This window comes from Serpentinicella alkaliphila, assembly GCF_018141405.1.
Lineage (GTDB): Bacteria > Bacillota > Clostridia > Peptostreptococcales > Natronincolaceae > Serpentinicella > Serpentinicella alkaliphila.
In genome coordinates, this window is the sequence record NZ_CP058648.1 from 1,585,718 (window position 1) to 1,612,255 (window position 26,538).

22 protein-coding genes and 5 riboswitches are annotated in these 26,538 nt (G+C 32.1%); of the genes, 18 read left to right on the top strand and 4 right to left on the bottom strand.

Features of this window, described 5'->3' with window-relative positions; genetic code table 11:
* Nucleotides 1–147: 147 nt before the first annotated feature.
* The 5 genes from murB to HZR23_RS08050 all read left to right on the top strand — a co-directional run bounded on the left by murB (nucleotide 148) and on the right by HZR23_RS08050 (nucleotide 5,321).
* On the top strand, nucleotides 148–1,062 hold the full coding sequence (gene murB, locus HZR23_RS08030; RefSeq protein WP_132847477.1) for a UDP-N-acetylmuramate dehydrogenase: 915 nt from the start codon (nucleotides 148–150) through the stop codon (nucleotides 1,060–1,062).
* 29 nt (nucleotides 1,063–1,091) lie between these two features.
* Entirely contained in the window at nucleotides 1,092–1,967 is an 876-nt protein-coding gene (rapZ, locus tag HZR23_RS08035; RefSeq protein ID WP_132847476.1) for an RNase adapter RapZ, read from the top strand.
* Nucleotides 1,968–2,162: 195 nt separating this feature from the next.
* A complete protein-coding gene (locus HZR23_RS08040; RefSeq protein ID WP_249536757.1) occupies nucleotides 2,163–3,227 on the top strand; it encodes a gluconeogenesis factor YvcK family protein in 1,065 nt (354 codons plus the stop codon).
* A 31-nt stretch (nucleotides 3,228–3,258) separates the two neighbouring features.
* Entirely contained in the window at nucleotides 3,259–4,638 is a 1,380-nt protein-coding gene (locus HZR23_RS08045) for a tryptophanase (protein ID WP_132847474.1), read from the top strand.
* 263 nt (nucleotides 4,639–4,901) lie between these two features.
* Complete coding sequence (locus HZR23_RS08050; RefSeq protein WP_132847473.1) at nucleotides 4,902–5,321, top strand: NUDIX hydrolase; 420 nt, start codon at nucleotides 4,902–4,904, stop codon at nucleotides 5,319–5,321.
* A gap of 21 nt (nucleotides 5,322–5,342) precedes the next feature.
* Here HZR23_RS08050 and HZR23_RS08055 read toward each other — a convergent pair whose 3' ends face one another.
* Nucleotides 5,343–5,501, bottom strand: a complete 159-nt coding sequence (locus HZR23_RS08055; RefSeq protein ID WP_132847472.1) for a DUF1540 domain-containing protein — start codon at nucleotides 5,499–5,501, stop codon at nucleotides 5,343–5,345.
* Between the two features lie 173 nt (nucleotides 5,502–5,674).
* On the opposite strand from HZR23_RS08055, the gene whiA reads away from it, so the two are divergent.
* From whiA to HZR23_RS08100, 9 genes are all read left to right on the top strand, one after another.
* Nucleotides 5,675–6,622, top strand: coding sequence for a DNA-binding protein WhiA (gene whiA, locus HZR23_RS08060; RefSeq protein WP_132847471.1), 948 nt, complete (start codon nucleotides 5,675–5,677; stop codon nucleotides 6,620–6,622).
* Between the two features lie 134 nt (nucleotides 6,623–6,756).
* Nucleotides 6,757–7,824, top strand: coding sequence for an HD-GYP domain-containing protein (locus HZR23_RS08065; RefSeq protein WP_132847470.1), 1,068 nt, complete (start codon nucleotides 6,757–6,759; stop codon nucleotides 7,822–7,824).
* A 104-nt stretch (nucleotides 7,825–7,928) separates the two neighbouring features.
* A complete protein-coding gene (locus tag HZR23_RS08070; protein WP_132847469.1) occupies nucleotides 7,929–11,381 on the top strand; it encodes a DNA polymerase III subunit alpha in 3,453 nt (1,150 codons plus the stop codon).
* A gap of 46 nt (nucleotides 11,382–11,427) precedes the next feature.
* Complete coding sequence (locus HZR23_RS08075) at nucleotides 11,428–11,619, top strand: hypothetical protein (protein WP_132847468.1); 192 nt, start codon at nucleotides 11,428–11,430, stop codon at nucleotides 11,617–11,619.
* Between the two features lie 28 nt (nucleotides 11,620–11,647).
* Nucleotides 11,648–12,607, top strand: coding sequence for a 6-phosphofructokinase (pfkA, locus tag HZR23_RS08080; protein ID WP_132847467.1), 960 nt, complete (start codon nucleotides 11,648–11,650; stop codon nucleotides 12,605–12,607).
* Nucleotides 12,608–12,614: 7 nt separating this feature from the next.
* Nucleotides 12,615–14,384: a pyruvate kinase gene (gene pyk, locus HZR23_RS08085; protein WP_408641306.1), complete on the top strand. Its 1,770-nt coding sequence runs from the start codon at nucleotides 12,615–12,617 to the stop codon at nucleotides 14,382–14,384.
* 167 nt (nucleotides 14,385–14,551) lie between these two features.
* Nucleotides 14,552–14,947: an FxsA family protein gene (locus tag HZR23_RS08090; RefSeq protein ID WP_132847466.1), complete on the top strand. Its 396-nt coding sequence runs from the start codon at nucleotides 14,552–14,554 to the stop codon at nucleotides 14,945–14,947.
* 369 nt (nucleotides 14,948–15,316) lie between these two features.
* Nucleotides 15,317–15,398, top strand: a riboswitch (cyclic di-GMP riboswitch).
* Between the two features lie 142 nt (nucleotides 15,399–15,540).
* Nucleotides 15,541–15,623, top strand: a riboswitch (cyclic di-GMP riboswitch).
* Between the two features lie 2 nt (nucleotides 15,624–15,625).
* Nucleotides 15,626–15,710, top strand: a riboswitch (cyclic di-GMP riboswitch).
* 30 nt (nucleotides 15,711–15,740) lie between these two features.
* Nucleotides 15,741–17,378, top strand: a complete 1,638-nt coding sequence (locus tag HZR23_RS08095; protein ID WP_132847465.1) for a carboxypeptidase-like regulatory domain-containing protein — start codon at nucleotides 15,741–15,743, stop codon at nucleotides 17,376–17,378.
* 65 nt (nucleotides 17,379–17,443) lie between these two features.
* Nucleotides 17,444–18,070, top strand: a complete 627-nt coding sequence (locus tag HZR23_RS08100; protein WP_213050349.1) for a class D sortase — start codon at nucleotides 17,444–17,446, stop codon at nucleotides 18,068–18,070.
* Between the two features lie 177 nt (nucleotides 18,071–18,247).
* Here the strand turns inward: HZR23_RS08100 and HZR23_RS08105 are convergent, their stop codons facing one another.
* Nucleotides 18,248–19,960 (bottom strand): IS1634 family transposase, encoded by a 1,713-nt coding sequence (locus tag HZR23_RS08105; protein WP_213050350.1) that lies wholly within the window; start codon nucleotides 19,958–19,960, stop codon nucleotides 18,248–18,250.
* Nucleotides 19,961–20,081: 121 nt separating this feature from the next.
* Between HZR23_RS08105 and HZR23_RS08110 the strand changes: the two genes are divergently transcribed.
* Together HZR23_RS08110 and HZR23_RS08115 are read left to right on the top strand one after the other, a co-directional pair.
* On the top strand, nucleotides 20,082–20,330 hold the full coding sequence (locus HZR23_RS08110) for a sortase (protein ID WP_283669809.1): 249 nt from the start codon (nucleotides 20,082–20,084) through the stop codon (nucleotides 20,328–20,330).
* Between the two features lie 107 nt (nucleotides 20,331–20,437).
* Nucleotides 20,438–20,524: riboswitch (cyclic di-GMP riboswitch) on the top strand.
* Nucleotides 20,525–20,575: 51 nt separating this feature from the next.
* Nucleotides 20,576–20,662: riboswitch (cyclic di-GMP riboswitch) on the top strand.
* Between the two features lie 15 nt (nucleotides 20,663–20,677).
* Complete coding sequence (locus HZR23_RS08115; protein ID WP_132849808.1) at nucleotides 20,678–21,457, top strand: transglutaminase-like domain-containing protein; 780 nt, start codon at nucleotides 20,678–20,680, stop codon at nucleotides 21,455–21,457.
* Nucleotides 21,458–21,537: 80 nt separating this feature from the next.
* On the opposite strand, the gene HZR23_RS08120 is transcribed toward HZR23_RS08115, so the two are convergent.
* A complete protein-coding gene (locus tag HZR23_RS08120) occupies nucleotides 21,538–22,815 on the bottom strand; it encodes a GerMN domain-containing protein (protein ID WP_132849807.1) in 1,278 nt (425 codons plus the stop codon).
* Between the two features lie 176 nt (nucleotides 22,816–22,991).
* Here HZR23_RS08120 and rlmD point away from each other — a divergent pair, with 176 nt between their 5' ends.
* The gene (gene rlmD / locus HZR23_RS08125) at nucleotides 22,992–24,344 is read left to right on the top strand and encodes a 23S rRNA (uracil(1939)-C(5))-methyltransferase RlmD (RefSeq protein WP_132849806.1); all 1,353 of its coding nucleotides are present in this window, start codon (nucleotides 22,992–22,994) and stop codon (nucleotides 24,342–24,344) included.
* 121 nt (nucleotides 24,345–24,465) lie between these two features.
* Nucleotides 24,466–25,113: a hypothetical protein gene (locus HZR23_RS08130; RefSeq protein WP_132849805.1), complete on the top strand. Its 648-nt coding sequence runs from the start codon at nucleotides 24,466–24,468 to the stop codon at nucleotides 25,111–25,113.
* Nucleotides 25,114–25,596: 483 nt separating this feature from the next.
* Here HZR23_RS08130 and HZR23_RS08135 read toward each other — a convergent pair whose 3' ends face one another.
* On the bottom strand, nucleotides 25,597–26,538 hold the full coding sequence (locus HZR23_RS08135) for a helix-turn-helix transcriptional regulator (protein WP_132849804.1): 942 nt from the start codon (nucleotides 26,536–26,538) through the stop codon (nucleotides 25,597–25,599).

Here is a 26,538-nt window from a genome sequence, read left to right on the forward strand (position 1 = left end):
GAAGTATGGGAATTAGGGAACAATATTATAGATCTTAATTCACTGTAGAATTGTTATTTTTGCTGAACTATAGATGATGATATTCTGTTATAAACATATACATAGGAATAATACAGTAAGTATTCTATAATAGGAGCTGATTAATTAATGAATAAGGAACAATTATATATAGAGTTGACAAAATTTATTGATAAAAAAAATGTATTAGTAGATGAATTAATGAAAAATCATACATCCTTTAAAATTGGAGGCCCAGCAGATATTTTAGTTACACCTAATTCGATTGAAGAAGTACAAAAGGTAGTAAGACTTTGCTATGAAAATGACATCCCTACATTCTATATGGGTAATGGTTCGAACCTCTTAGTTCGCGATAAGGGAATGAGGTGTGTAGTAATTAAAATCGGTGAGAATTTAAGTGGTGTGAAAATAGAGGGTACAAAAGTAATAGCTCAATCTGGCATTTTATTATCAAGGCTATCTAAAATGATATTGAGAGATAATTTAAAAGGCTTTGAATTTGCAGATGGCATTCCGGGTAGCCTTGGTGGCGCAGTTACAATGAATGCTGGGGCCTATGACGGGGAGATGAAAGATGTAGTAAAACGCTGTAAAGCTATAGACAAAGAAGGGAATTTAATAGAAATAAGTGATGAGGATCTACAATTAGGGTATAGAACTAGTGTGATTCAAAAGAAAAACTATTTAGTTTTAGAGGTAGAACTCGAGCTAGAAAAAGGTGATTATACGGAAATAAAAAAACAAATTGATGATCTTACATTGAAAAGAACATCAAAGCAACCTTTACATATGCCGAGTGCGGGTAGTGTATTCAAAAGACCACCGGGTTTTTTTGCTGGAAAATTAATTGAGGACTCTAATTTGAAGGGTTATAGAATTGGTGGAGCGCAGGTATCTGAAAAGCATGCAGGATTTATTGTTAACGCTGGGGGTGCTACGGCGAAAGATGTCTTGGATTTAATTAATCACATTCAAAATACAGTAAAGACAAATTTTGATGTCATATTAGAGCCAGAAATAAGGATTGTGGGTGAAGAATAGTTACGTATATACTAAAGAGGTGAAGTGTAATGAGATTTTTAATAATTACTGGAATGTCTGGGGCTGGGAAAAGTCAAGCGGTTAAGCATATGGAGGATTTTGGGTACTATTGTGTTGACAACTTGCCACCTATACTAATACCTAAGTTTGCTGAATTATGTAATCAAACCCAAGGGGGCATTGATAAGGTAGCTCTAGTAATTGATATAAGAGGGGGGTTGTTTTTTCACGATTTATTTTCTAGTTTAGAAGAACTAGAAAATATAGGCATTGAATATGAAATCCTCTATTTAGATGCTATAGATGAAACCTTAATAAAAAGATTTAAGGAAACGCGACGTAATCACCCTTTGGCTGGAACAAAGGGAATAAGCGAAGGTATAAAGAAAGAAAGAGAATACTTGGCTAAGCTTAAAGCTACGGCAAAGAATATTATTGATACTACAAAACTTACGCCTTCTATGTTAAAGGAGGAATTAAGAAATATCTATGTTGAAGGTAATGAGATGGATAATTTAATAATATCGATTTCATCCTTTGGGTTTAAGCATGGTATACCTATAGACTCTGACCTTGTATTTGATGTGAGATTTTTACCTAATCCCTTCTATATACAAGAGTTAAAGGAATTAACAGGAAATGATATTGTTGTAAGAGAGTATGTAATGAACTCCCCAGTAAGTGTTGAGTTTTCGATTAAGCTAATTGATATGGTTAGTTATCTAATACCACATTATATAAAAGAGGGAAAAAATCAATTAGTTATATCTATAGGTTGTACTGGGGGTAAGCATCGTTCTGTAACTATTGCTCATGTCTTGTATGCTGCTTTAAAGGAAAAAGGGTATAGGCCCATTTTAACCCATAGAGATGTAACTTTATCAGGGGAAAGGAAAAAGGAATAGATGAGATTAAGAGATTGGTTAAAACCCGGACTCCAATTAAAAAGGTGGATCCTTCTAGGTACAATAGGGGTCTTCTTTTTATCTTTTGCTTTGGGGCGTTTATTATTTCTAATAAACATTGAAATTAAAGGGCACCTAATTCTCATATCAGCTATATTTGGATTTTTTTTAATACTTATATCTTTTAAATTAGGAATGGATTCACTCTTTAAAAATATACGGTTTATTGGTTCAATTGCAGGCCCTTTAGATAAAAATAAGATAAATAAACAAATTTATGATAAAAAAATTCTCTCCAAAGGACCCAAGGTTGTTACTGTTGGAGGAGGGACAGGACTTTCAGTTCTATTAAGAGGATTAAAGCTATTCACGTCGAATATAACAGCTATAGTTACTGTAGCTGATGATGGTGGTGGATCTGGAAAGCTTAGGGAGGACTTGGGGATGCTCCCGCCAGGTGATATTAGAAACTGTATTTTGGCCTTAGCCGAAATGGAGCCAACGATGGAAAAGTTACTACAGTATCGTTTTGAAGAAGGGAATTTAAAGGGGCAAAGTTTTGGTAATCTATTAATAGCTTCAATGAATGGTATAAGCTACAGTTTTGAGGAAGCTATAAAAAAAATCAATGAGGTATTAGCTGTTACGGGAAATGTGTACCCTGTAACATTAGAAGATATTACATTGTATGGTAAGTTAGAAAATGGCATGGTTGTACGTGGAGAATCTAATATTCCTAAAAAAAGTATCGAGGAAAATAGTAAAATAGAAAGAGTATTTATTAAACCAAAGGAAGCAGAGGCATTACAAGAAGCAAAAATCGCCATTGAAACTGCAGATATAGTAGTGCTAGGTCCTGGCAGTTTATACACAAGTATTTTGCCTAATTTATTAGTTAAAGATATTTGTAAGGCTATAACAAAAACTAAAGCTAAGGTGGTATATATTCCAAATATTATGACTCAGCCTGGAGAAACCGACGGATATACATTGTTACAACATGTTGATACTATATTAAATCATTGTCCGAGTATAACAATTGATTACATTATTGCTAATAACGGTAAAATCTCTGTTGATGTAGGACATAAGTATAAACTAGAAGGGGCTAGGCTTGTAGATATTACAGAGGAAGAGCGTAAAGCATTGAAAGATTACAAAATAGAACTAATAGAGGATAACTTGGTTGAGATAAAAAGTGATTATGTTAGACATGATGCAATAAAGCTTTCAAAGTTAATTACAGGTTTGTATAAATAGAAACATTTTCACAAAACTAAGGAGGGATATTATGTCTAGAAGAAAAGCAGAGCCTTACAAAATTAAAATGGTGGAATCTATCAAACTCATTAGTAGAGAAGAAAGGGAAAGGAAAATAATTGAGGCAGGGTATAATCAATTTGCATTAAGGGCTGAAGACATCTATATTGATTTATTAACTGATAGTGGAACTGGTGCTATGAGTGATAATCAATGGGCAGGGATAATGCTTGGGGATGAGTCTTATGCAGGAAGTAGAAACTTTTACAACTTAGAAAAAAGTACAAATGATGTAATTGGTTATAAATATTTAGTACCTACCCATCAAGGAAGAGGAGCAGAAAATGTATTATTCCCTATTTTAATTCAAAAGGGTCAGTACGTACTGAATAATATGCATTTTGATACAACTAAGGCACATGTGGAGTTAAAAAACGGGAGGGCTATAAATTTAGTTATTGAAGACGCCTTTGATACAGAAAAAGAGCATCCATTTAAGGGAAACTTTGATTTAAATAAATTAGACTCTTTTATAAATGAGCATGGAGTTGAAAACTGTGCATTTATTATTATAACTGTTACTTGTAACAGTGCTGGTGGTCAACCGGTTTCAATGGAGAATATTAAAGGTGTAAGAAAGATTGCAGATAAATATGGGTTAAAGGTTGTATTTGACGCTGCTCGTTATGCTGAGAATGCATATTTCATTAAAAAGAGAGAAGCTGGGTATGAGGATAAGGAAATAATTGATATTGTTAGAGAAATGTTTAGCTATGGGGATGCTCTAACTATGAGTGCTAAAAAAGATGGAATTGTAAATATGGGTGGAATGATTGCTATAAAAGAAGATGAGGAACTTTATACTCAAGTTAGGTCAATGGTAGTTCCAATAGAGGGATTCCCTACCTATGGAGGTTTATCAGGAAGGGATATGGAAGCCTTGGCCAGAGGCTTAAGGGAATCTATTGAAGAAGATTATTTGGAAAGTCGTATAGGTCAAATTGAATATCTAGGTCAACGATTAATTGATGCGGGGATTCCTATACAAAGGCCAGTGGGAGGACACGCGGTATTTGTTGATTGTAAAAAATTCTGTCCTCATATTCCATATTATCAATTTCCAGCCCAGGCTGTATGTGTAGAGCTATATAAGGAAGCAGGGGTTAGGGGAGTTGAAATAGGCTCATTCCTTTTGGGGAGAGACCCGGATACAAAGGAGCATATAGAGTCTCCGATGGAATTATTAAGGCTTACGATACCAAGGAGAGTATATACTGATAACCATATGGATGTTGTTGCGGATGCGTTAATAGAAATATGGAAAAGAAGAGATACACTGAAAGGTTTTGAGTTTACTTATGAGCCTGAAGTACTTCGTCATTTTACTGCTAGATTAAAACCAATAGAATAATAATTAACTATATAAATGGTAAATATATTATTTACCATTTATTGTTTTTTGATTTAAAGGGCAAAGTATTCACCATATTGATATCCTAGCATATTGTTTAATTGAATATTAAATATTCTAATTTATTAGGATGCTATTAAGTAACAGGATTAAAGTTACAAACCAATTTTATTGAAATAAATACATTAATATGTTAACTTATTAATATAGTATTTTTTACAGAAAAAGTCAGTGTAAGGTTTGTATTAAAGGGAGTGGAAATAGTGAGACAAGAGATTAGTGCCGGTGGCGTAGTTATTTTTGGAAATGCTATTCTACTGCTAAAAAAATATAATGGTGATTGGGTCTTGCCTAAGGGTAAAGTGGAGAACCACGAGACTCTAGAACAAACTGCTGTCCGGGAAGTTTTTGAAGAAGCTAGCGTAAAGGTTGCAATTGTTAAATATTTAGGTGAAATTAAATATACGTATAAAAATTGTTGGGATGACAATAGTGTAGTTAATAAAACTGTTTATTGGTTTCTAATGCAATCTAAGTCAATTGACTGTATACCCTTAAAGGAAGAGGGATTTATAGAAGCCAAGTTTATTCATATCGACAGGGCAGTGGATTTAGCAAAATATGAGGATGAAAAAGAAATAATTGTAAAAGCTATAGATGAATTTAAAAGAGACCCCATTTAGGTGAGGTCTCTTAAGAATATGTTATTGAGGTCTAAAAGTTGAACAAAGGGCTTCTTTAGAAGTATCTGCTGTATTACCTTTTTTAGCATTAACTTCAAGTTTTGGTGCGTGGCAATAATCAGACTTGTAATATTGACAGTTGTTTACGTGACACATAACTTCCATTCTTGGATGTTGCATTAAAACACCTCCAGTGAATTTGTTTATTGTACTACAAATATATTATTAGCTATTATAAAAAAAATATTAATAGAAAAAACTACATATGTAGTATTTTTTTATAACTTAACTTAGTATTTTCGTTAAAAAAACAAATAAAAAATGTCTATTATAGACGAAAAAGGTGTGATATTATGTCTTTTTCTTCAAAAACAAAAAATGAATTAGCAAGAATGGTTCCTGAAAAAGAATGTTGTCAATATGCAGAATTAGCTGCATTAATTAGAATGAGTGGAACACTGCAATTGGCTGGATTAGAAAAATTTAATCTAGTAATAACAACAGAGAATGCGTCAGTTGCTAGGAAAATTTTTAAGCTTTTCAAACTTTTATTTAAAATAAATGTAGAAGTTATGATTAGAAAAAATCTCAAATTAAAAAAGAATAATCATTATCTAATGGTTATAACACATACAATGAATACTTGGGAGATTTTAAAAAAGTTAGGAATATTAAAGGAATACAATGATACCTTTGATATTACATATGAAATACCCAAGGAATTAATAAAAAAAAGGTGTTGTAAAAGGGCATATTTAAGAGGAGCCTTTTTAGGTGGTGGGTCAGTTAGTGATCCAGAAAAAACCTATCACTTAGAGTTTGTCACTAATAGTTTAGAACATAGTCAAGACCTAAAGCAGTTAGTTAATAGTTTTAAATTAAGCTCCAAAATAGTAGAAAGAAAAGGGAACTTTGTAGTCTACCTAAAAGAAGGAGATCAAATTGTAGATTTACTTAACATAATAGAGGCCCATCAAGCATTATTAGATTTGGAGAATATACGGGTATATAAACAAATGAGAAATGATATTAATAGAATAGTAAATTGTGAAACTGCAAATTTGAGTAAAACAGTAAATGCTTCTATGAAGCAAATAGAAAATATAGAGTACATTAGAGATACTATTGGGTTAAATCATCTTCCAGATAATTTAAGAGAGATTGCAGAAATAAGACTTATTTACCAGGACGCAAGTTTAAAAGAATTAGGACAAATGTTAAACCCACCTATTGGAAAATCTGGTGTTAACCACAGATTGCGAAAGATAGAAGAAGTTGCTAATAAAATAAAAAAAATATAGGTTATTTTTTCATTTCATGGTAAAATATTTATATAAATGTCGAGATTACCATGAATAAACTGCATGTATATTTTTAGGTTTTTAACTAGAACAAAACAATTTTAATAGCTTGCTGACAAGGGGGGGACTCATTAATGCTCAAAATTAAAACCTCAGCAATAATGACGGGCATGAAATTGTCCAAATCTATCTTCAATAGAGATGGACAACTTTTAATAGAAAATGGTTCTACCTTAAAGGAAAGCTATATTAAAAAGCTTGTATACTACGATATTGATAATGTATATATTAACTGGGATAGTGATGTTTCACCAGAGGTAGCTGACGCAATAGTATTAGATACTAAAAATGAAGCTATGAGGGTTTTAAAAGATTCCTTCAAAGAGATTCAAGTTTCAAAAAATGTTGATATTGATAGATTAAACGAGCTAGTTGGAAGTATTATAGAAGAGCTTCTTGACAAGAAAGGAACTTTAATAAATCTAACAAACATTAGGTCTATAGATGACTATACATTTACACATTCTATTAATGTATGTATTTTATCCTTAGTTATGGGACTCGCCTTAAATTATGAAAAAGAACAATTAGAATACTTAGGAATTGGTTCCTTATTGCATGATATTGGCAAGGTAGGTATAGAGCCTAGTATATTGAATAAACCAGGGTCTTTAACAATAGATGAATTCGATATTGTTAAAAATCATGCAATTATTGGTTACGATATGGTTAAATATATAGATGGAATATCTGAGGAATCCGTAACAATAATTAGAGATCATCATGAGCGTTATGATGGAAAAGGTTATCCTAACGGGAAAAAAGGAAATGAGATTCATGAATTTGCAAGGATTGTTGCAGTTTGTGATGTATATGATGCTTTAACATCAAATCGTGTATATAGATTGGGTATGCCGCCACATATAGGCATAGAATATTTATTAAGTATGGCAAATCATCAATTTGATGAAGGGTTAGTAAAACTATTTACAAAATATATTTCTATTTATCCTAAAGGAACTGTCGTTGAATTAGAATCGGGGGATAGGGGAATAGTAGTTGACCAAAATGAATGCTTACCTACTCGTCCAGTAATAGAAGTTATTTATGATATAACGGGAAATAAACTAGGAGTACCAAAAATTGTTGACTTGGCAAAGAACTTAAATAATGGGATAATTTCTAAGTTAGGAATAATATAAATTTATTTTACATATTACAGATTGACGGTTTATGCTCATGATAACATGAAGTAGAATCATCAGTCTGTTTCTATTATATAGGTATTTTATTGGAGGATTTTAATATGAGCAACTTCGTACACCTACATGTTCATACGGAATATAGTTTGCTAGATGGTTTTTCAGTGATAGATAGGGTATTAGATGAAACTAAATCTTTAGGTATGAATGCTATAGCTATAACCGACCATGGGAGTATGTTCGGTGTTATAGATTTCTATAAAAAGGCTATAAAAAAAGGGATAAAACCGATAATTGGTTGTGAGGTATATACGGCTAGTCGTAGAATGATTGATAAGGAGCCAAATTTAGACAAGTATCAAGGACATTTAGTGTTGTTGGCTAAGGATATGACTGGGTATAAAAATTTGATGAGACTCGTTTCAAATAGCTATATCCATGGTTTTTACTATAAACCTAGAGTTGATTATATTGAGATTGAAAAATATAGTGAAGGAATAATAGCATTAAGTGCATGTCTAGCCGGAGATGTACAACAAGCTTTACTAAAAGGAAATTATGAATTAGCTAAGGAGAGGGCTTTAAATTTAAACAGAATATTCGGTCAACATAATTTTTACTTAGAGTTACAAGACCATAATTTAAAGGAACAAAAACTAGTAAATCAACAATTAGTCAGAATTAGTCGTGAAACTGGTATTCCTCTTGTTGCTACTAATGATGTTCATTATGTTAAAAAGGAAGACTCTGAGCTTCATGATATATTGCTTTGTATCCAAACAGGAAAAACAAAGCAGGATGAAGATAGAATGAAATTTCCTAATAGTGAGTTTTACTTAAAGTCTGTTGATGAAATGACAGACTTATTTCCATATTCACCAGAGGCCTTATCAAATTCTGTAAAAATTGCAGCGGAATGTAATGTAGAATTTGATTTTAATACTATACATCTTCCAGAATATAAATTACCTGAATCCCAAACACCAATAGTATATTTAAGTGAGCTATGCTATGAAGGCTTAAAAATAAGATATAGTGATATTTCTCAAAGCCTGAAGGAAAGATTAGATTATGAACTAAAGGTAATAGAGGAAATGGGGTATGCGGAATATTTCCTAATAGTATGGGATTTTATAAAATATGCAAAAGATAACAATATAGCCGTAGGCCCTGGAAGAGGTAGTGCAGCTGGAAGTATTGTTTCATACTCCTTAGGAATTACTGATATTGATCCAATTAAATATAATCTCATATTTGAAAGATTCTTAAATCCTGAAAGAATATCTATGCCAGATATAGATATTGATTTCTGTTATGAACGTAGGGAGGAAGTTATTAATTACGTAAAAAACAAATATGGGGATGAGAAGGTTGCGCAAATAATCACATTTGGTACTATGGCCGCAAGAGCGGCTATTAGAGACGTCGGAAGAGCTATAAATATGCCATATAACGAGGTGGATTATATAGCAAAGCAAATACCTATGGCTATAGGTATGAATATTGACAAGGCCCTTGAGGTTAATCCCCAACTAAAGAAGCTATGTGACGAAGATAATAGAGCTAGATTTTTAATAGAGATGTCCAGAAAACTAGAAGGAATTCCTAGACATGCTTCTACCCACGCAGCAGGAGTAGTTATTTCTAAGAACAACCTAGATTCCCATGTACCTTTATATATGCATGATGGAAGTATAACAACTCAATTTACAATGGGTACTCTTGAGGAACTGGGTTTATTGAAAATGGATTTTCTAGGATTAAGGACTTTAACAGTGATCAGAGATACAGTTGCCTTAATAGAAAAGAATCATGGTATTAAAATTGACCTGTCTTCAATGACTTACGAAGATCCTAAGGTATTCAACTTAATTAGCAAAGGGGAAACTCTTGGGGTGTTTCAGCTAGAAAGTGCAGGAATGATTCAATTTATGAAGGAGTTAAAGCCAAATTGCTTCGAGGACATTATTGCTGGGATTTCCTTATACAGACCAGGGCCGATGGATTCTATTCCAAGATATATAGAAAATAAAAATAATAGTTCTAGAATAGAATATCTTCATCCAAAATTAGAGCCAATATTAAATGTAACCTATGGATGTATGGTATATCAAGAGCAGGTTATGCAAATAGTTAGAGATTTAGCAGGTTATAGTTATGGCAGAAGTGATTTGGTTAGAAGAGCAATGGGTAAGAAAAAAAGAGATGTAATGGAGGAAGAAAGACAGTATTTTATATACGGAAAAGTGGATTTAGATGGGAATATCGAGTTGCCTGGGTGCATACGTAATGGTGTGCCTGAGAAATATGCTAATCAGATATATGATGAAATGATAGAGTTTGCAAATTATGCATTTAATAAGTCCCATGCCGCTGCATATGCTGTTTTAGGGTATCAGACAGCATTTTTTAAATACTATTATACTGTGGAATTTATGGCAAGCTTAATGACCAGTGTAATGGGTAATGCTTCTAAAGTAGCACAATATATTCAAGACTGTAAAAGGATGAATATTGAAATATTACCACCTAATATAAATAAGAGTTTTAGTGTTTTTACTGTGGAAGATAATAAAATACGATTTGGATTATCTGCCGTTAAAAATGTTGGGGTAAATATAATCCAATCCATTGTAAAATCAAGAGGTGATGGTGTTTTCACTAATTTCAGTGATTTTTGCAGAAGAATTGAGTCAAAGGATTTAAATAAGCGTGCAGTAGAAAGCTTAATAAAAAGTGGAGCCTTTGATTGCTTAGGTGCTAAGAGGTCCCAGTTGATTGGGGTTTTTGAGAAGACCTTAGATAGCGTAAATCAAGAAAGAAAAAAAAATATAGCAGGGCAAATAGGCTTCTTTGACAATGTATTTGATAACAATGAACAACAATTCGATGCCCTACCTCAGATAGAGGAGTTTAACGACAAAATAAAACTTAATATGGAAAAGGAGGTTTTAGGGCTATATGTTAGTGGCCATCCTCTTTCTCAGTATGAAAATGAATTAGTTGGTCTAGTAAGCAGTCAAGAGATTCTTGAGTCAGCAGATAATCCGACAGATACACAACTATGTGATGGCAAAACTGTTAGATTTGGTGGAATAGTAATAGATAAAGTAACAAAAACTACAAAGCATAATCAAATAATGGCATTTATCAAAGTTGAAGATTTATACGGGATGATTGAGTGTATTATGTTTCCTAAAACCTATGAGAAATTCTCTAAGTTTACACAGGAGAATAGCTATGTGATTATTGAGGGAAGCTTAAATATTAAAGAAGATGATCAACCAAAGATATCAGTTAATAGGGTTAAACCATTAATAAAAAATAATGATAGGAGAATATATATTAAGGTAAATGAAAAAAAAGAATTAAGTCGTTGTTTAGAAAATATAAAGCCAGTATTAAAGCAAAATAGTGGTACTACACCTATATATATATATATTAAAAATACGGAAGAAATACTAAGAGCTAATAGAGATTTATGGGTTAAATTAGATGATAAACTAATTAAGTATTTGAAGGAAATTTTTGGTGATAACAATATAGAAATTTGTTAAAATTATTTATAAGGAAAAATTATTTTACCAGGGGGTGTAGGTCTTTATGTGGACTGTAGTATATATGGCAAATACTAAGCAAGATGCAGAAAAAATAGAAGAAATTTTAAAAGAAGAAGGCTTCCTTGTAAAAATAAGATCCATTAGTAAAAATAATGTGAATGGTACATGTGAAGTTCTAGTAATAAGGTCTGAGGTAGAAGAGGCATACACAATTTTAATGCAAAATGGTTATTAAATATATTAAGCGGGGAGGTGGTAGAGCTTTGAAAAAGATAGGAGTATTGACTAGCGGTGGTGATGCACCTGGGATGAATGCAGCTATTAGAGCTGTTGTACGTAATGGAGTATACAGAGGATGTGAAATAATTGGGATTAAACGAGGGTATGAAGGCTTATTAAATGGTCAATATACCGAAATGAATTTATCCTCTGTTGCTGATATTATCCATAGAGGGGGGACTATATTAGGGACTGCTAGAAGTGAGGAGTTTAAAACCAATGGGGGAAGAAACAAAGCTTTAGAATTTATAAAAAAGGTTGGATTAGAAGGACTTATTGTAATTGGTGGAGATGGCTCTTTTAAGGGTGCCCAGGAATTGTGTAAGCTTGGAGTACCTACTGTAGGTGTGCCAGGTACTATTGATAATGATTTAAATTATACAGACTATACAATTGGATTTGATACAGCTATGAATACTGTTTTAGATGCCATTAGTAAGATTAGGGATACATCAACTTCCCATGAACGAACAAATATAATAGAAGTTATGGGAAGGGATTGTGGTGACATTGCCCTATATTCTGGATTAGCTGGTGGTGCTGAAAGTATTATTTTACCAGAAATAAGCTTGGATATAGAAAAAATATGTGAAAAGATACTGAATGGAATTAAAAGGGGAAAACGTCACAGTATAATAATGCTAGCAGAGGGGGCTGGTAGTGCAATAGATCTTGCAAAGTCAATTCAGGATATAACAGGCATAGAAACTAGGACTACAATATTAGGATATATTCAAAGAGGTGGTAGCCCAACGGCCTTTGATAGAATACTTGCAAGTAAAATGGGAGCTAAGGCGGTAGACATATTATTAGATGGAGAGGAAAATAAAGTTGTAGGTGTGAATGGAAATGATATTATTGCTAAAGACATAGATATGGCATTAAAAACAGAAAAGAGATTTGATAAATCTGCTTATGATTTAGCAGATATACTATCAAGATAGGGGAGGAATTACCATGACCATGAGGAAGACTAAGATTGTATGTACTTTGGGCCCATCAAGTAATAAGAAGGAAGTTTTTAAGAAATTAGTAGAGAGTGGGTTGAATGTTGCGAGATTAAATTTCTCTCATGGAATCCATGAAGAACACAAAAAAACAATTGATATAGTTAAAGAAGTAAGAGAAGAACTTTCTTTACCAATTGCCATAATACTAGACACAAAAGGTCCAGAGATAAGAACTGGAAAATTTAAAGAGTCAGAGTACATATTAAATGAGGGGCAAAGGGTAATTGTTACTACAGAGGATATACTAGGAGATAATAATAGATTTAGTGTAAGCTACGATGGACTTCCAGGGGATGTTATTCCAGGTAATACAATATTAATTGACGATGGACTAGTTGAATTAGAGGTATTACAGGTTTTAAATAATACTGATATTGAGTGCTTAGTTAAAAACTCCGGGGTTATAAAAGATAGAAAAGGTGTAAATATACCAAATGTAAAAATAAACCTTCCAGCAATAACAAAAAAAGATATAGAAGATATTTTATTTGGAATAGAAATGAACATTGACTTCATAGCTGCTTCATTTGTAAGAAAAGCTTCGGATGTATTGGAAATCAGAAAGTTACTAGAAGATAATCATGCAAATCATATACAAATTATTTCAAAGATAGAAAATCAAGAGGGCGTAGATAATGTCGATGAAATAATAGATGTATCTGATGGAATAATGGTTGCAAGAGGGGATTTAGGTGTTGAAATCCCACCTGAAGAAATTCCTTTAGTACAAAAAGATATTATTAAGAAATGTAATAGACTTGGCAAACCAGTAATTACTGCCACTCAAATGCTTGATTCAATGATGAGAAATCCAAGGCCTACAAGAGCAGAGGTTACGGATATAGCTAATGCAATATTTGACGGTACTGATGCAATAATGTTATCGGGTGAAACAGCAGCTGGGAAGTATCCGGTTGAGGCAGTAAAAACAATGGCAAATATAGCTTTAAGAACCGAAAGTGCAATAGACTATAGGGAATTATTAAGGAACAAAATTATTGATAAGGAAACAACTGTAACCGATGCCATGAGCTATGCAACATGCAGTACCGCAATTGATTTAGGTGCATCTGCAATTATTACTGCAACCTCTTCTGGCTATACTGCAAGAATGGTTTCAAAATTTAGACCTAGAGCACCAATCATAGCAACTACAGCTCAGGAAGCAGTTCAGAGAAAATTGAGCTTAGTTTGGGGAGTAAATAGCGTACTAATTGAAGAGCTATCTTCAACTGATGATGTAATAGATAAATCTGTAGAAAAAGCATTACAGGTTGGATATATTAAACGCGGTGAACTAATAATAATAACTGCAGGAGTACCTGTAGGGGTTTCGGGTACTACAAATCTATTAAAAGTACATATAGTAGGTGATGTGCTATTATCCGGTGTTGGAATGGGTAAAAGGGCATACACCGGTAAAGCCATTATAGTTGATATTGATAAGGTTGATGAAGTTGAGTTTGACCATGGTAATATATTAGTTACTCAAGCAACCGAGAAGGAATTTATGCCATTAATTGAAAAGGCAGGAGCAATTATCGCTGAGGTTGGTGGATTAACAAGTCACGCTGCTATTGTTGGGCTTAGTCTTGGCATACCAACAGTTGTTGGTGCTCATGGGGCGACTAAAAAACTCAATAATGGAGATGTTATTACAGTAGACTCAAAAACTGGATTAATATATAGCGGGAAAACCCGAGTTATGTAGTATAGGATAAAATTATTTATATAAAGTGACACCAAAAATATATCCTATCATATAATATACTAAAGAATCTCCCCTTTTATATAATCGAATAAGATTATAGTTCCGAGTTTGCTATTAAGCAAACTCTTTTTTTTACATATAGTAAATTAGAATGTAGAGGTGGTCGTATGCTTTTTAAATTAATGCTTTTATTTACCGTTGTACCTATTGTTGAACTGATGATCCTATTCAGGCTAGGTCAGTATATTGGTTTCCAATATACAATAATCATTGTGTTGGTAACTGGCGTTGTAGGGGCGTTTTTATCAAAAAGTGAAGGCAAAGGTATAATTAGAAGAATTAAACTTGACCTTAGTAATGGAAGGGTTCCAGCGGATGAATTGATTAATGGATTATGTGTGATTGTAGGTGGGGCTATGCTACTAACTCCTGGAATATTAACAGATACAGTTGGATTTATACTAGTAATTAGTCCGACAAGACAGGTAATTATAGCTACTATAAAGAGGAAAATTAAGAATATGATTCATGAAGGTACGCTTCACTTCTATTTTAGAAAATAAAAATTGTATATTATATTAAGTTTTGGTAAATAATTCACAGATGATTATTTCTTTGGTAAAGAAGAGGTAAACTGATTCTATATTTTTTTGAGCACATATATTGTGCTCTCTTTTTTTGTGTCTTTATTCTTTGAAATATAATCATATATAAGCTCCTTAAAGAATGATAAAGGATATAAAAAATATACATAAAAAAACTAAAAATATGATAGATATCAATTAAAAGGTGGTATTAATAAAAATATAATATAAGCATATGAATAGTTATATAAGATATTAAAGTGGTTAATAATATAGCTTAAAATAATTAGTATATATTGTAGTATGAGTAAATGATATGACAAAATAATGAATGACACAAAAGACTTTTCTCCGAAATGGCAAACCATTGGAAACAACGGGACGCAAAGCTACAGGCCTAATCGATTAGTATTGCAGCTGAGCTACCGAAGGGAAAGGTTTTTATTATAACTAATCAAATAATCTTTAAACTAGGGGGGTGGGCTAGTATCAGGTGACAGTATGGTGATTACATATACACATTTCTTTTGTCGGACATACTATCACACAAAGGATAATAGAATGATGTAGTTGTCAAAAAGGAAGCTATGAAACGTACTTTGTATTTGGGCACTTTAAGTACGGGGAGCGAGTAGTGCAACCGACCTTTCTTGATTAGTAAGAAAGGGATGCTATGAAGTACACCTTTCACATGGGCACTTGAGGTTGTATGGAGCAAGTAGTGCAACCGACCTTTCTTTAGACGAATTGTTTAAAGAGAGGAGAGAGATGTATGAGAAAGAATAAATCAATTATCAAATCTATGTTAGCAGTAATTATGACTTTAATTCTAACATTTGGTAGTACACTAAGCGTATTGGCTGCTAGTCCAACTTTGATCATTAGAAAAAATTGGAGTTGGCAGGAAGGAACATTCAAAATAAATGGTGTACCACAGGAAGGAATATATGAAATGTTCTCTGGAGAAACTTCGCCAGGCAATTTTAATGCTCCTTTCGGTAAAACAGTAATTGGGACAGTGTATATGCAAAATACTACAAGTCAACAGTTTGATTGGTCTTTAATCTCAGGACCCCCAATTTCTAGAATTTGGGTGAAGGGTGGACCTAACGCTCTAGAATATGATTATGGAAGTGGAGCAACTAGTGGGTTTGGGCTAGTAGCACCAGACAACAAAGATATAAGTCATGTTGTTTTCTTCTTTGGGCAAACACCGGTAGATGACGATGATGATGATTCTCCTGCAATTATTTTTGTAGAAAACTCGGAAGGGCAACTGGTATCCATCTACACTATTTCGGGCTTCAAGTTTGAAGAAATAACTGGTGAAACAAATAAACCTTTGGAGGATTGGAAAATCATACTCACAGGACCTGGAGAAATAAAACACGAAACTCAGACAAATGAAGACGGCAAATATCAATTCACTTTGAATAATGCTCCAACGGGAACTTACATTGTAACAGAAGAAATCCCTAGTGGATGGCAGAATATAACTGAATTATCTCAAACTATTAATTTAGGATCTGGACTCTATACTATACCTTACGAAAAAGGAACACTACAGCTGGGGTTAGATCAAAATATGACAAGTATATTTACTGAAACATTTGTAGCTGAAGGTAGAATAGGAGATCTTGGTGGAAACGCAACCCATGAAATTAATATTCATACGCCAAATCAAGGCTCTGTTCAGTCACAAGGAAACTTTAGCTGGGCAAATGGTGGAGAAAAAGTACCTTTCGAATTAAGATACGATAATGGTCTAGTTAGTTTTACGGTAGGTAACGCAGGTACCTTGACCTACAGTACAGGCGAATCAGTTAAAGATATTGTCATACGGACAAGAGCCACGAAACCTGATTCTGGAATAAAAATCTCAGATATTGTATTAAACGGAGAAAGCATTTCTGAGACATCTGTAGCTATTGGAAACGGAGTGGGTGTCGGAAATCTATGGATTAGAGGATATAATTTGGATAATGGATTTATATTAACTGGAAACTCCCAAATGTACTGGGACGCAAACTCAATTCCGACTAATTCACAACTTGCATTCCAAATAAAAGTAGGAGAGGCAGAACGAGTAAATGAATCCTATCAAATTGATTTTGTTAATAAACGGCTACAAGTGGTTGATCCTCCGGTAGTTGATCCTCCGGTAGTTGATCCTCCGGTAGTTGATCCTCTTGATCCAATAATAGATTTATTAGATGAAGAAATCCCATTAGCAATAGTAGACTTTGATATAGATGGTGATGACGAGGAAGAATTGATTCTTTTAGATGAAGAAATTCCTCTTGGAATAGTTACATTACCAAAAACAGGGGAAATAAATCCATTAGAGTTTGTGATTTTCGGATTACTACTTGCAGTAGTTGGATTTAAATTAAGAAAAGAATCGATCTAATTTAGTTATTTAATCAACTTCATAGAGGGGAGAAATACCCCTCTATTTTTATATGGGGGATCGTTATGAAGAAAATGAGTTATATTTTTATTACTATAGGAATCTTAACAATGTTATATCCTTTTTTTAATAATTTCTACCAATCATATTGGCAACAGAATCTTCTAAATCAAGTAGATATTGCAGAGTCTGTAATAGAGGATTATCAGTTGTTAAATGAATTTTTCTATGAAGAGTTAGATTATTTTGAAGAACAAGAAGTTGATACTATTGAAAGAATGGAAGAAGTTGTAAATAATAGTAGCAATTTGCTTGGAACTATAGAAATTGCTAAAATTAATCTTAGATTACCTATTTTACTTGGTACAAGCAGTAGTAATTTAAGAAAAGCTGCAGGTCATTTAAGTGGAACAAATTTTCCGGGAGAAATAGGTAATAGTGTCATTGCAGCTCACAGGGGACGTAAATACGGGGTGTTGTTTAATAGACTAGAGGAGTTAGAAGCAGGAGATAAGATTGTTATAACTACAAAAGGTGAAAAACATGAATACACAATATATCTAAAAAAATTTGTAGAACCTACAGATTTGTCTGTGCTTAATCGTAATAGCAAAGATAGAATATTGACACTAATTACATGCGACCCTATAAATAATCCAACACATCGAATAATTATTCATGCAAAAATGTAAAAAGCAATGTAAAAAATTTAATTATATTGTAGAAAAATATTTGATTATTTTCAAAAATATATGGTATAATTATCATTTATCCCATCTTTGACAGTTAATAAAGAAAAAAAGCTTGTAACCTGTTATAAATAGTAGGTTACAAGCTTTATATATTTGTCCAAAAAGTGCGTAATTTTTTTATCTTTTCGTATCTTTAAAAATATTTTTCATATGTGTGTTTTTTATTATTTGATAATCCGTTCTGAAGCCAAAAGCCTCATGAAGTGCATCTGTAAAATCTGTGCGTGTGTAAGTTGGAATATAGCCATCGCCAAGGATTTCATAAAAATTCATACCCCTTAACTCTCGTATGATTTCAGTACAGGTGAACTTGTTATCTAAGTGTTTTTCAAGATATCTATAAAGCACCATTGCCAAGAAACAAGTTGTAAAGTGTGCTTCTATACGATCATCTCTTGTTAAGTACACTGGTCTTGCCTTAAATTCACTTTTCATAATTCTAAAGCATTCTTCAATCTCCCAACGTTTATGATTAACTTTAATAATTTCAGAAGCTTCATCTTCTAAATTTGTGCATACAGCATAAAAACCATCATATGCCTCTTCTTTTGATATAATATCTGAATCCAGTCGATAGAGGTCCTTTTCTGCCACCTCACCATCTGATGTAACGCTTGTTTTTCCTATAAATCTTTTGTAATCGTTCTGATTACACTTGTTGAGTTTTGATGGATTGTTTTCTATTACCTTAACAGCACGCTCAATTTGTTTATTTCGAATTTTTCTTTGATAGTCTCTATATTTAATTGAATAAGTTACAATTAGCTTTTGTTCCAAACCATTTTCTTTAATCCATCGCTCTTTATAAAAAGTAATATCTGCAAAATTGTCTTCTTCAATATCAGAGATATCGAAAACCTTACTACTACCACTTAAACTCCATCCTTCGCTAGAAAGTGCCCATTCTTTAAGATGTTTTTTAAGTTTTTTGATTGACTGAGTGGTTATAAAAGCACGTCCACCTTGATCATTAAATTTCCTATTGTCATTTGACGCTAGTCCAGCATCTGTGCATACGACAAACTTTGAGAGTTTGAAATCATTAAGTATCTTCTGTTCTAAAGGCTTTAAAGTGAGCTGTTCATTAGTATTACCTTTAGTAATGCTAAATGCTAGTGGAATACCATCCCCATCCATAAAAAGACCCATTTGTACGATAGGATTAGGTTTGTGTTCCTTTGAATACCCATACTGTTTTAAGCCTTGCTCTTGCTCAATCTCAAAGAAGTAATTCGTACAGTCATAATAAAGAATTCCTGAATTACGCTTAGAAAGTTTATAACTATTATTATAAAGCTCCGATTGAATATAATCAGTTTCCTTAGAAATAACTTCAAGTGCTCTATAAATATGTTGAATATCAAAATCAGGTTTTTCTAAAAATCTAGTAGATAGGTTATAGGTGGAAAGCTTAGAACCAGGAAAGATAATCCTACCATATAAAAGTCTAGATAGTATGGAGTCAAGATTAAAAGTGAATTTATGGCGATTGGAAATCTCTTTACAGATTTTGTGAATTCCTAGATCATGATAAATCTTTTGAAGAAATAGATAGCCTCCATTAAAAGACTGTTGCTTATCTTTACCAATAAGTTTTGTAGGCGAGTATTGAACCATGATTGTACTATTTTCTTCTTTTTCTTTTTTATTAAGTTCATCGATATATTTCTTAGCCCATTCAATAGGGTCTTCCCCGTTTAATTTGTTAAGAAGCTCATCATATGTACCTAGTTTTTCAACAATTTTAGTAGTACGCTTATTTTTTTCAATTATATCCTTTATCACATAAAGTGAAGTAGCATTTTTAGATTTAGAAAGTGATAATCTCATAATAACACCCCCAGTTATCTATATTATAACACAATACGATAAAATACGAAAGAAATATTTGAGAAAATTTACAAAAAAATAAAGCCTTTTCAAAGCTTTAGCGATTTTTTTTATTATTCAACTGTCAAAGACCCGGGGACGTAAATACGGGGTGTTGTTTAATAGACTAGAGGAGTTAGAAGCAGGAGATAAGATTGTTATAACTACAAAAGGTGAAAAACATGAATACACAATATATCTAAAAAAATTTGTAGAACCTACAGATTTGTCTGTGCTTAATCGTAATAGCAAAGATAGAATATTGTCACTAATTACATGCGACCCTATAAATAATCCAACACATCGAATAATTATTCATGCAAAAATGTAAAAAGCAATGTAAAAAATTTAATTATATTGTAGAAAAATATTTGATTATTTTCAAAAATATATGGTATAATTATCATATATAAGAAAATAATACTAAGTTGAACTTGTCAACGACAATAGCAAACCATTCGAAAGGATGGGACGCAAAGCTATAGGGCCTAAAGCACATAGTGCAATGGTAGCCAAGCCACCGAACGGGAAGTTTTTGTTATTATAAAATAGAATATATTTGGTGAAAAAGCTTTTCACCGATAAAGGCAAACCACTCGAAAGGGTGGGACGCAAAGCCATAGGGCCTAACGCATTTAATGCTAAGGCAGCCGTGTTACCGAAGGAGGAGTTTTTATTATGAAAAAAAGTATATTTATTATCGCATTACTTTTTATGCTTTCAGCAAACAGTGTTTTGGGACAAGCTGTTATAAATATTAGTAACTTAGGAAATGGTATGCTAGTTGTAAATAGTAACAGTATAGATAATAAAGACGTACGTGTTTTGGTTGAAAAGGGACAAGCTCGTTATCAATATAACATAAAAGAAAAAGAAACAAGAATACCACTACAAATGGGAATTGGCTCATATCAAGTAAGTGTAGTAGAGAATGTTGGCGGAAATAGATTTAAAGTTATTTCAAAAGAAACAGTAAATGTAAATTCAATAGATGAAACAAATTTATTTCTTAGTTCAATACAGATGGTTAACTGGGATCAATCAATGAAGGCAGTACAAAAAGCTCAAGAATTAACAAAAGGACTAAGTAACGATGAAGCAAAAGTAAAAGAAATTTATAACTATATAATAAATAATTTGGTCTATGATTTCGATAAAGTAGCTACTTTAACTTCTAATTATTTACCAAATATAAATAAAATCTATGACGAAAACAAAGGCATTTGTTATGATTATTCATCTTTATTTGCAGGAATGTTAAGAAGTGTAGGAGTACCTACAAAACTAGTAATGGGTTATGCTCCAAATGTGAATGAATACCATGCATGGAATGAAGTATATATTAATGGTAAGTGGGTAACAATAGACACTACTACAGATGCAGTATATAGACAAAATAATAGAAAATATGAGATGGCAAAAGATAAAAGCTTATTTAATGTAATGAAAGAATACTAAAAAATAAAAGGAAAAAAGTTTAGCAGGTATTTTAAGATACCTGCTATTATTATGTGTATATATAATTTAGTTGATTTGTATTATTGTTCAATATTGATTAAACCGGAGGCATTTAAAGGTGTATTTAAAATATTAAGTCTATCAGTGGATACATTTTCAGTTGTAAATATTACTGATTGAATTTCTGGATATGAAGTGTAACTATAAATTAAAGAATCTATCATTAAATTACTTAAGTCATTTTCGTTTTTAATAATACTAACAAAAGCATCATTAAATTTTAATTTTAAAACCCCATCTATTAAGCTATAATCTAATAATTCAACATCTTCTGGTATTGGTGGGTATATACGGTTACTATATAAATTGTTATTTGTAGATATTTTTAGAATTTTGAAAATATCTATTGCTGAGAAATTAGAAACTGTGCTAGTAATTGGATATAGTAGCAACCTATCAGAATCAGTTCTATAAGCTACATAAGCTTTCGGAGAATTATCCTTACTAATAGGTTTATCTATTGATACACCATGAAAATCATCTGTAGTTATCTGCCAATTTATATAGAATTGAACAGCAGATACTTCATTTATTGATGTTAGCGAACTAATAAAGCTATCTAAGGCTATTCGTGCATTTGAAGAATATGTATTATACACTCCAATATCTTTAGGAAGATACACTCTGGCAATGTCATTATTTAGGTTTAAATTTAGAACTGTAGGTATTGGAGATCCAGTTGGTAATCCTAAAGATTTACTTGGTCCCTTGTATAATTCGTTAACAGTAGATCTAAGAGGAATATTAGTGTATGGTACAACTCTGGTAATTGGTATTAATCTATTAAAATCATTGTCAGGGAAGTATAGGGTCAATGCAGTTCTATTTGTGGGTACAGTTTGGACTGCAGGAATATATTTAACGTTCTTGTTAAAGTTGAAATTGATTGGTATTGGATCGATTGGTGATTTAATATTAATAATATTAGGCGTAACCTCAAGTATGTAATTGCCATTTGGTAAATCAAGTCTTTCAGGTGTTAAAATAAATGAAAATTTATAAGGGTCATTACTTTTTTCTATTACTTCTAATTCAAGATTTTTTATTTCTTGATCACCTAAAAATAGTTTAAAATTTAATGGAGTATCATCGAATTCAAGAGGTAAACTATTATGACTTGATTCAAATGTAATATCCACTTCGTATTTTTCTGAGGAATGAGTAAGTAGATCAACATTATATTCTACATAATCTTCAGAAATAATATAGTTAAAAAGAAAATTTGCATAAACAGGTATTCCGGTGGCAGTAAAACAAATAATTACTATTAAAACTAAGCTCTTTAACGTTCTTAACATTTTGATTCCCCCCTATATGCTTGTCCAATATCCATATTTATCTATATTATAATTTATTATACATAATTGGTAAACTATAAGCATATAACAAAAGTTAGCAAAACTAGATAAAAGTAGTGTAGAATAATATGTATAACAATTAATTCGACAAATTTAATAAAAGGAGTTTAAAGTACATGTTGATTTTAGGAGAACAATATAAAATTACTATAGAAGATTTAGGGCATAATGGAGAAGGGATAGGAAGAGTTGACGGCTTTACAGTTTTTGTAGATGGTGGAATTCCTGGAGACATAGTATTAGCGAAAATCCAAACCTTAAAGAAAAACTATGCAGTTGGGGAAATACTAGAAATAATTGAATCATCTAGTGATAGAATTAAGCCAGTATGTTCGTTATCATCAATATGTGGCGGATGTCAAATCATGCATATGGATTACCAAGCCCAATTGGAAATGAAGAGAAAAAGAGTAAAAGAAAATATACAAAGAATAGGTAAGATAGATACAATTGTTCACCCTACAATAGGAATGGACAATCCATATGAATATAGAAATAAGGCCCAAATTCCAGTAGGTATTGTCGATGGAAAATCAATATTAGGCTTTTATAAAAGAGGCAGTCATGATATTGTTGGAACAGATAATTGTCGTATTCAGTCAGCAATAAATACTGATGTAATTCAAATAATAAAAAAATATATTGATGATAATAAAGTCAGTGTTTATAATGAAAAGACTAGAAAAGGTTTAATTAGACATATAGTAACAAAGGTAGGATTTACTACTGGTGAAGTAATGGTAGTAATAATAACAAATGGAAATGAATTGCCTTTCAAAGAAGAATTAATAATGGCTTTGAAAAAGAAGATTAGTGGCTTGAAAAGTGTAATACATAATATTAATGATAAGAATACAAATGTTATTTTTGGAAAAGAAACTAAAGTTATTTTTGGCGAAGACAAGATAGTAGATTATATTGGAGATTTAAAATTTAATATATCAGCTCATTCTTTTTATCAGGTAAATTCAGTACAAACTAAAGTCTTATATGGAAAAGCATTGGAGTATGCAAATTTAACTGGGTCGGAGAATGTTTTCGATATTTATTGTGGCATAGGTACTATATCTTTATTTGTTGCCAAAAAAGCAAAACAAGTATGGGGTGTTGAGGTTGTACAAACAGCAATTGATGATGCAAAGGAAAATGCTGTTATTAATAACATAAATAATACGGAATTCTACGTAGGTAAAGCGGAAGATATCGTACCGAAATTGTATAAGCAGGGAATAAAAGCCGATGTAGTTATAGTGGATCCACCAAGAAAAGGTTGTGAACAGTCTGTTTTAGAAACAATAGTAAATATGAATCCAGAAAGGGTAGTATATGTTTCATGTAATCCAGCTACTTTGGCTAGAGACCTAGCCTTCTTAGATGAAAACGGATATAAGGTTATTGAAGTACAACCTGTAGACATGTTTCCACACACGGCTCATGTTGAGTGTGTGGTGTTAATAGAGAGGGTTTAGAGTGCTTTACATACTTCTTCCGAGTAGAAATGTAAGTAAACTGTTTTTATCTATCGAAGGATTAATATTTCCATAGAGGACGTCATATGACAAATGTATATATAAAAGGATGATTTGTTAAATGAATAATCAATATGAGATTTATTTCTATCATAAAGCCCACGGCTATAACTCATTAGACATATTTATAGATGGACAACTGGTAGATAATAAAAAAGGAAAATATACTTGGAGGGGTAGTGACGGTAAGCACCAAATAAGAATAACTCAGGTTAAAATGCATCAATCTAAATGGTATTGGATTACTTCACCAGTATTTTTTCTTTTGGGAGTTCTAGCTTATGATCTAGAAGGATTTGATGATAAGACCCCATTTTATGCTGTATATGAGGCTAATATTTTAGTAGATAAGGATATGATAGTTAAAGTATCGCTAAAAGACATTAATAAACATAAGGGGGAATCCAAAGAAGGGTATGAATATAAGATAAAAGTTGATTTTCCTGAAGAAGCAAACATTGAAGTTACTAAAGAAGAATTTGTGGCAACAAAAAAGGAAAGGGTAAAATGGTTTTTAACCCATGCTGCTTTACTGTCTGTAGTTTTCAGCTTTGTGATGTTTATAGGAGTGGGTGTAGGAATTAGTAGCCTTAAAACAGATGGAGAGATATTTGTTGCTATGCTTTCATTGCTAATATCTGCTGGAGTCATGGTGGGATGGATTTTCATAATATATAAAATGTATAGGTACTCACAGGGGAAATATTAAAAGAATAGACACTAAGGGGCGCACTCCTGCAAACCCCCGGGGGTTATCCCATTATTTCAGCGAAATAGTATCATCTTTCTATCAAAACCCATGTGGAGAGTGTTGTGTTGATAGAGAAGAAGTAGGTTGGAATCAGTGGTTTGGAAGGTTTTAGATAAAAATGCATAATGTATATATGTTCCCCTAGACTATAAGTTTAGGGGATCTATCTTTAGCCGGGGAAGAAATTTCGCAGAATAGAATATTATGCGTAAAAGTAACTGTCTAGAGAGTAAAAATATATACAAGTAGAAACCGCTATAGTTGACTTTTCATGAAATGCAGAAGAAACCGTCTCCAATGATTTATAAAAAAGATGTTGACTGATAACAGGAACGGAGAAATTGACTTTTGGATTTTGATTGATGCTCATTCCTTCTTTGTACTAAATAGGATTCTACTGTTTCTAACAGGCGGCTTTGAAGAAAAGTATGTTTTCAAGTTCTATAAGTTTTTATAATGACTTTCTAAAATAGAAATCTTATCTTGCAATAGCTTTTTAAGCTTTTGTGGTTTGATGGAAATAATATTGACTGTGTAGTTGAGAAAATAGTTTGCAATAAAATTCTCTTCCCCTTTATTATAGAACCCCCGAATAATATACTGATGTCCCTCAATGTGAAGTTGCATTGAGGGGTAATGTTCCTTATAGAATAAATCGATTCCTTTGGATAGGATACTAACTTCAAAATCGGTGGCTCCCTTGTGTTTAAAGGTATTAGCTGAAAGATTTGTTAATTCCTTTATTGGCTTTGAGGAATAGACAGTGCTTTCGTCGAGGGTAATAATTTTATCACAACGAAATACTTGAACTTTATTTGTGTCAAAGTTAAATGCAGTTACATACCACTGACCGTAGCTAGCAGAAATATTAAAGAACTGCACAAAGAATTGTGTTACTGTTTCTCTTTTGTTGTAAGTAATTTTGCAAACTGTTTCTTCTACTGCCATCTTTAAAATATTTTTTAAAAGAGGGCTACTATTATGGTGCTTTGAAACTTCAAAACTTAATATTTGTTCCATTTTACGAATTGCATTTATATGTTCATCAGAAATACAAGTTTCAAATTTATGCTTTAAGTTTGCTACACTTAAATGAAATGGTGTTGATTCATAGGAATTCAATGTAATCATTGCAAAATATAGAGCATACATTTCATCAATTGTAAAAACGATAGGTGATAACAATCTATTTCTTAAGATGCCATATCTTCCATTTCTCCCGGCTTCAGAAAATATGGGCATACCAATTTTTTCAAGAGATTGTATATCCCTTAACGCAGTACTTTTTGATATACTATATCTTTCCATAACATCTTTTAGATTAAAGTAGTTTTTGTTATTTAAATATATCATCATGTCGTTTATTCTTTCTGATTTTCCCAT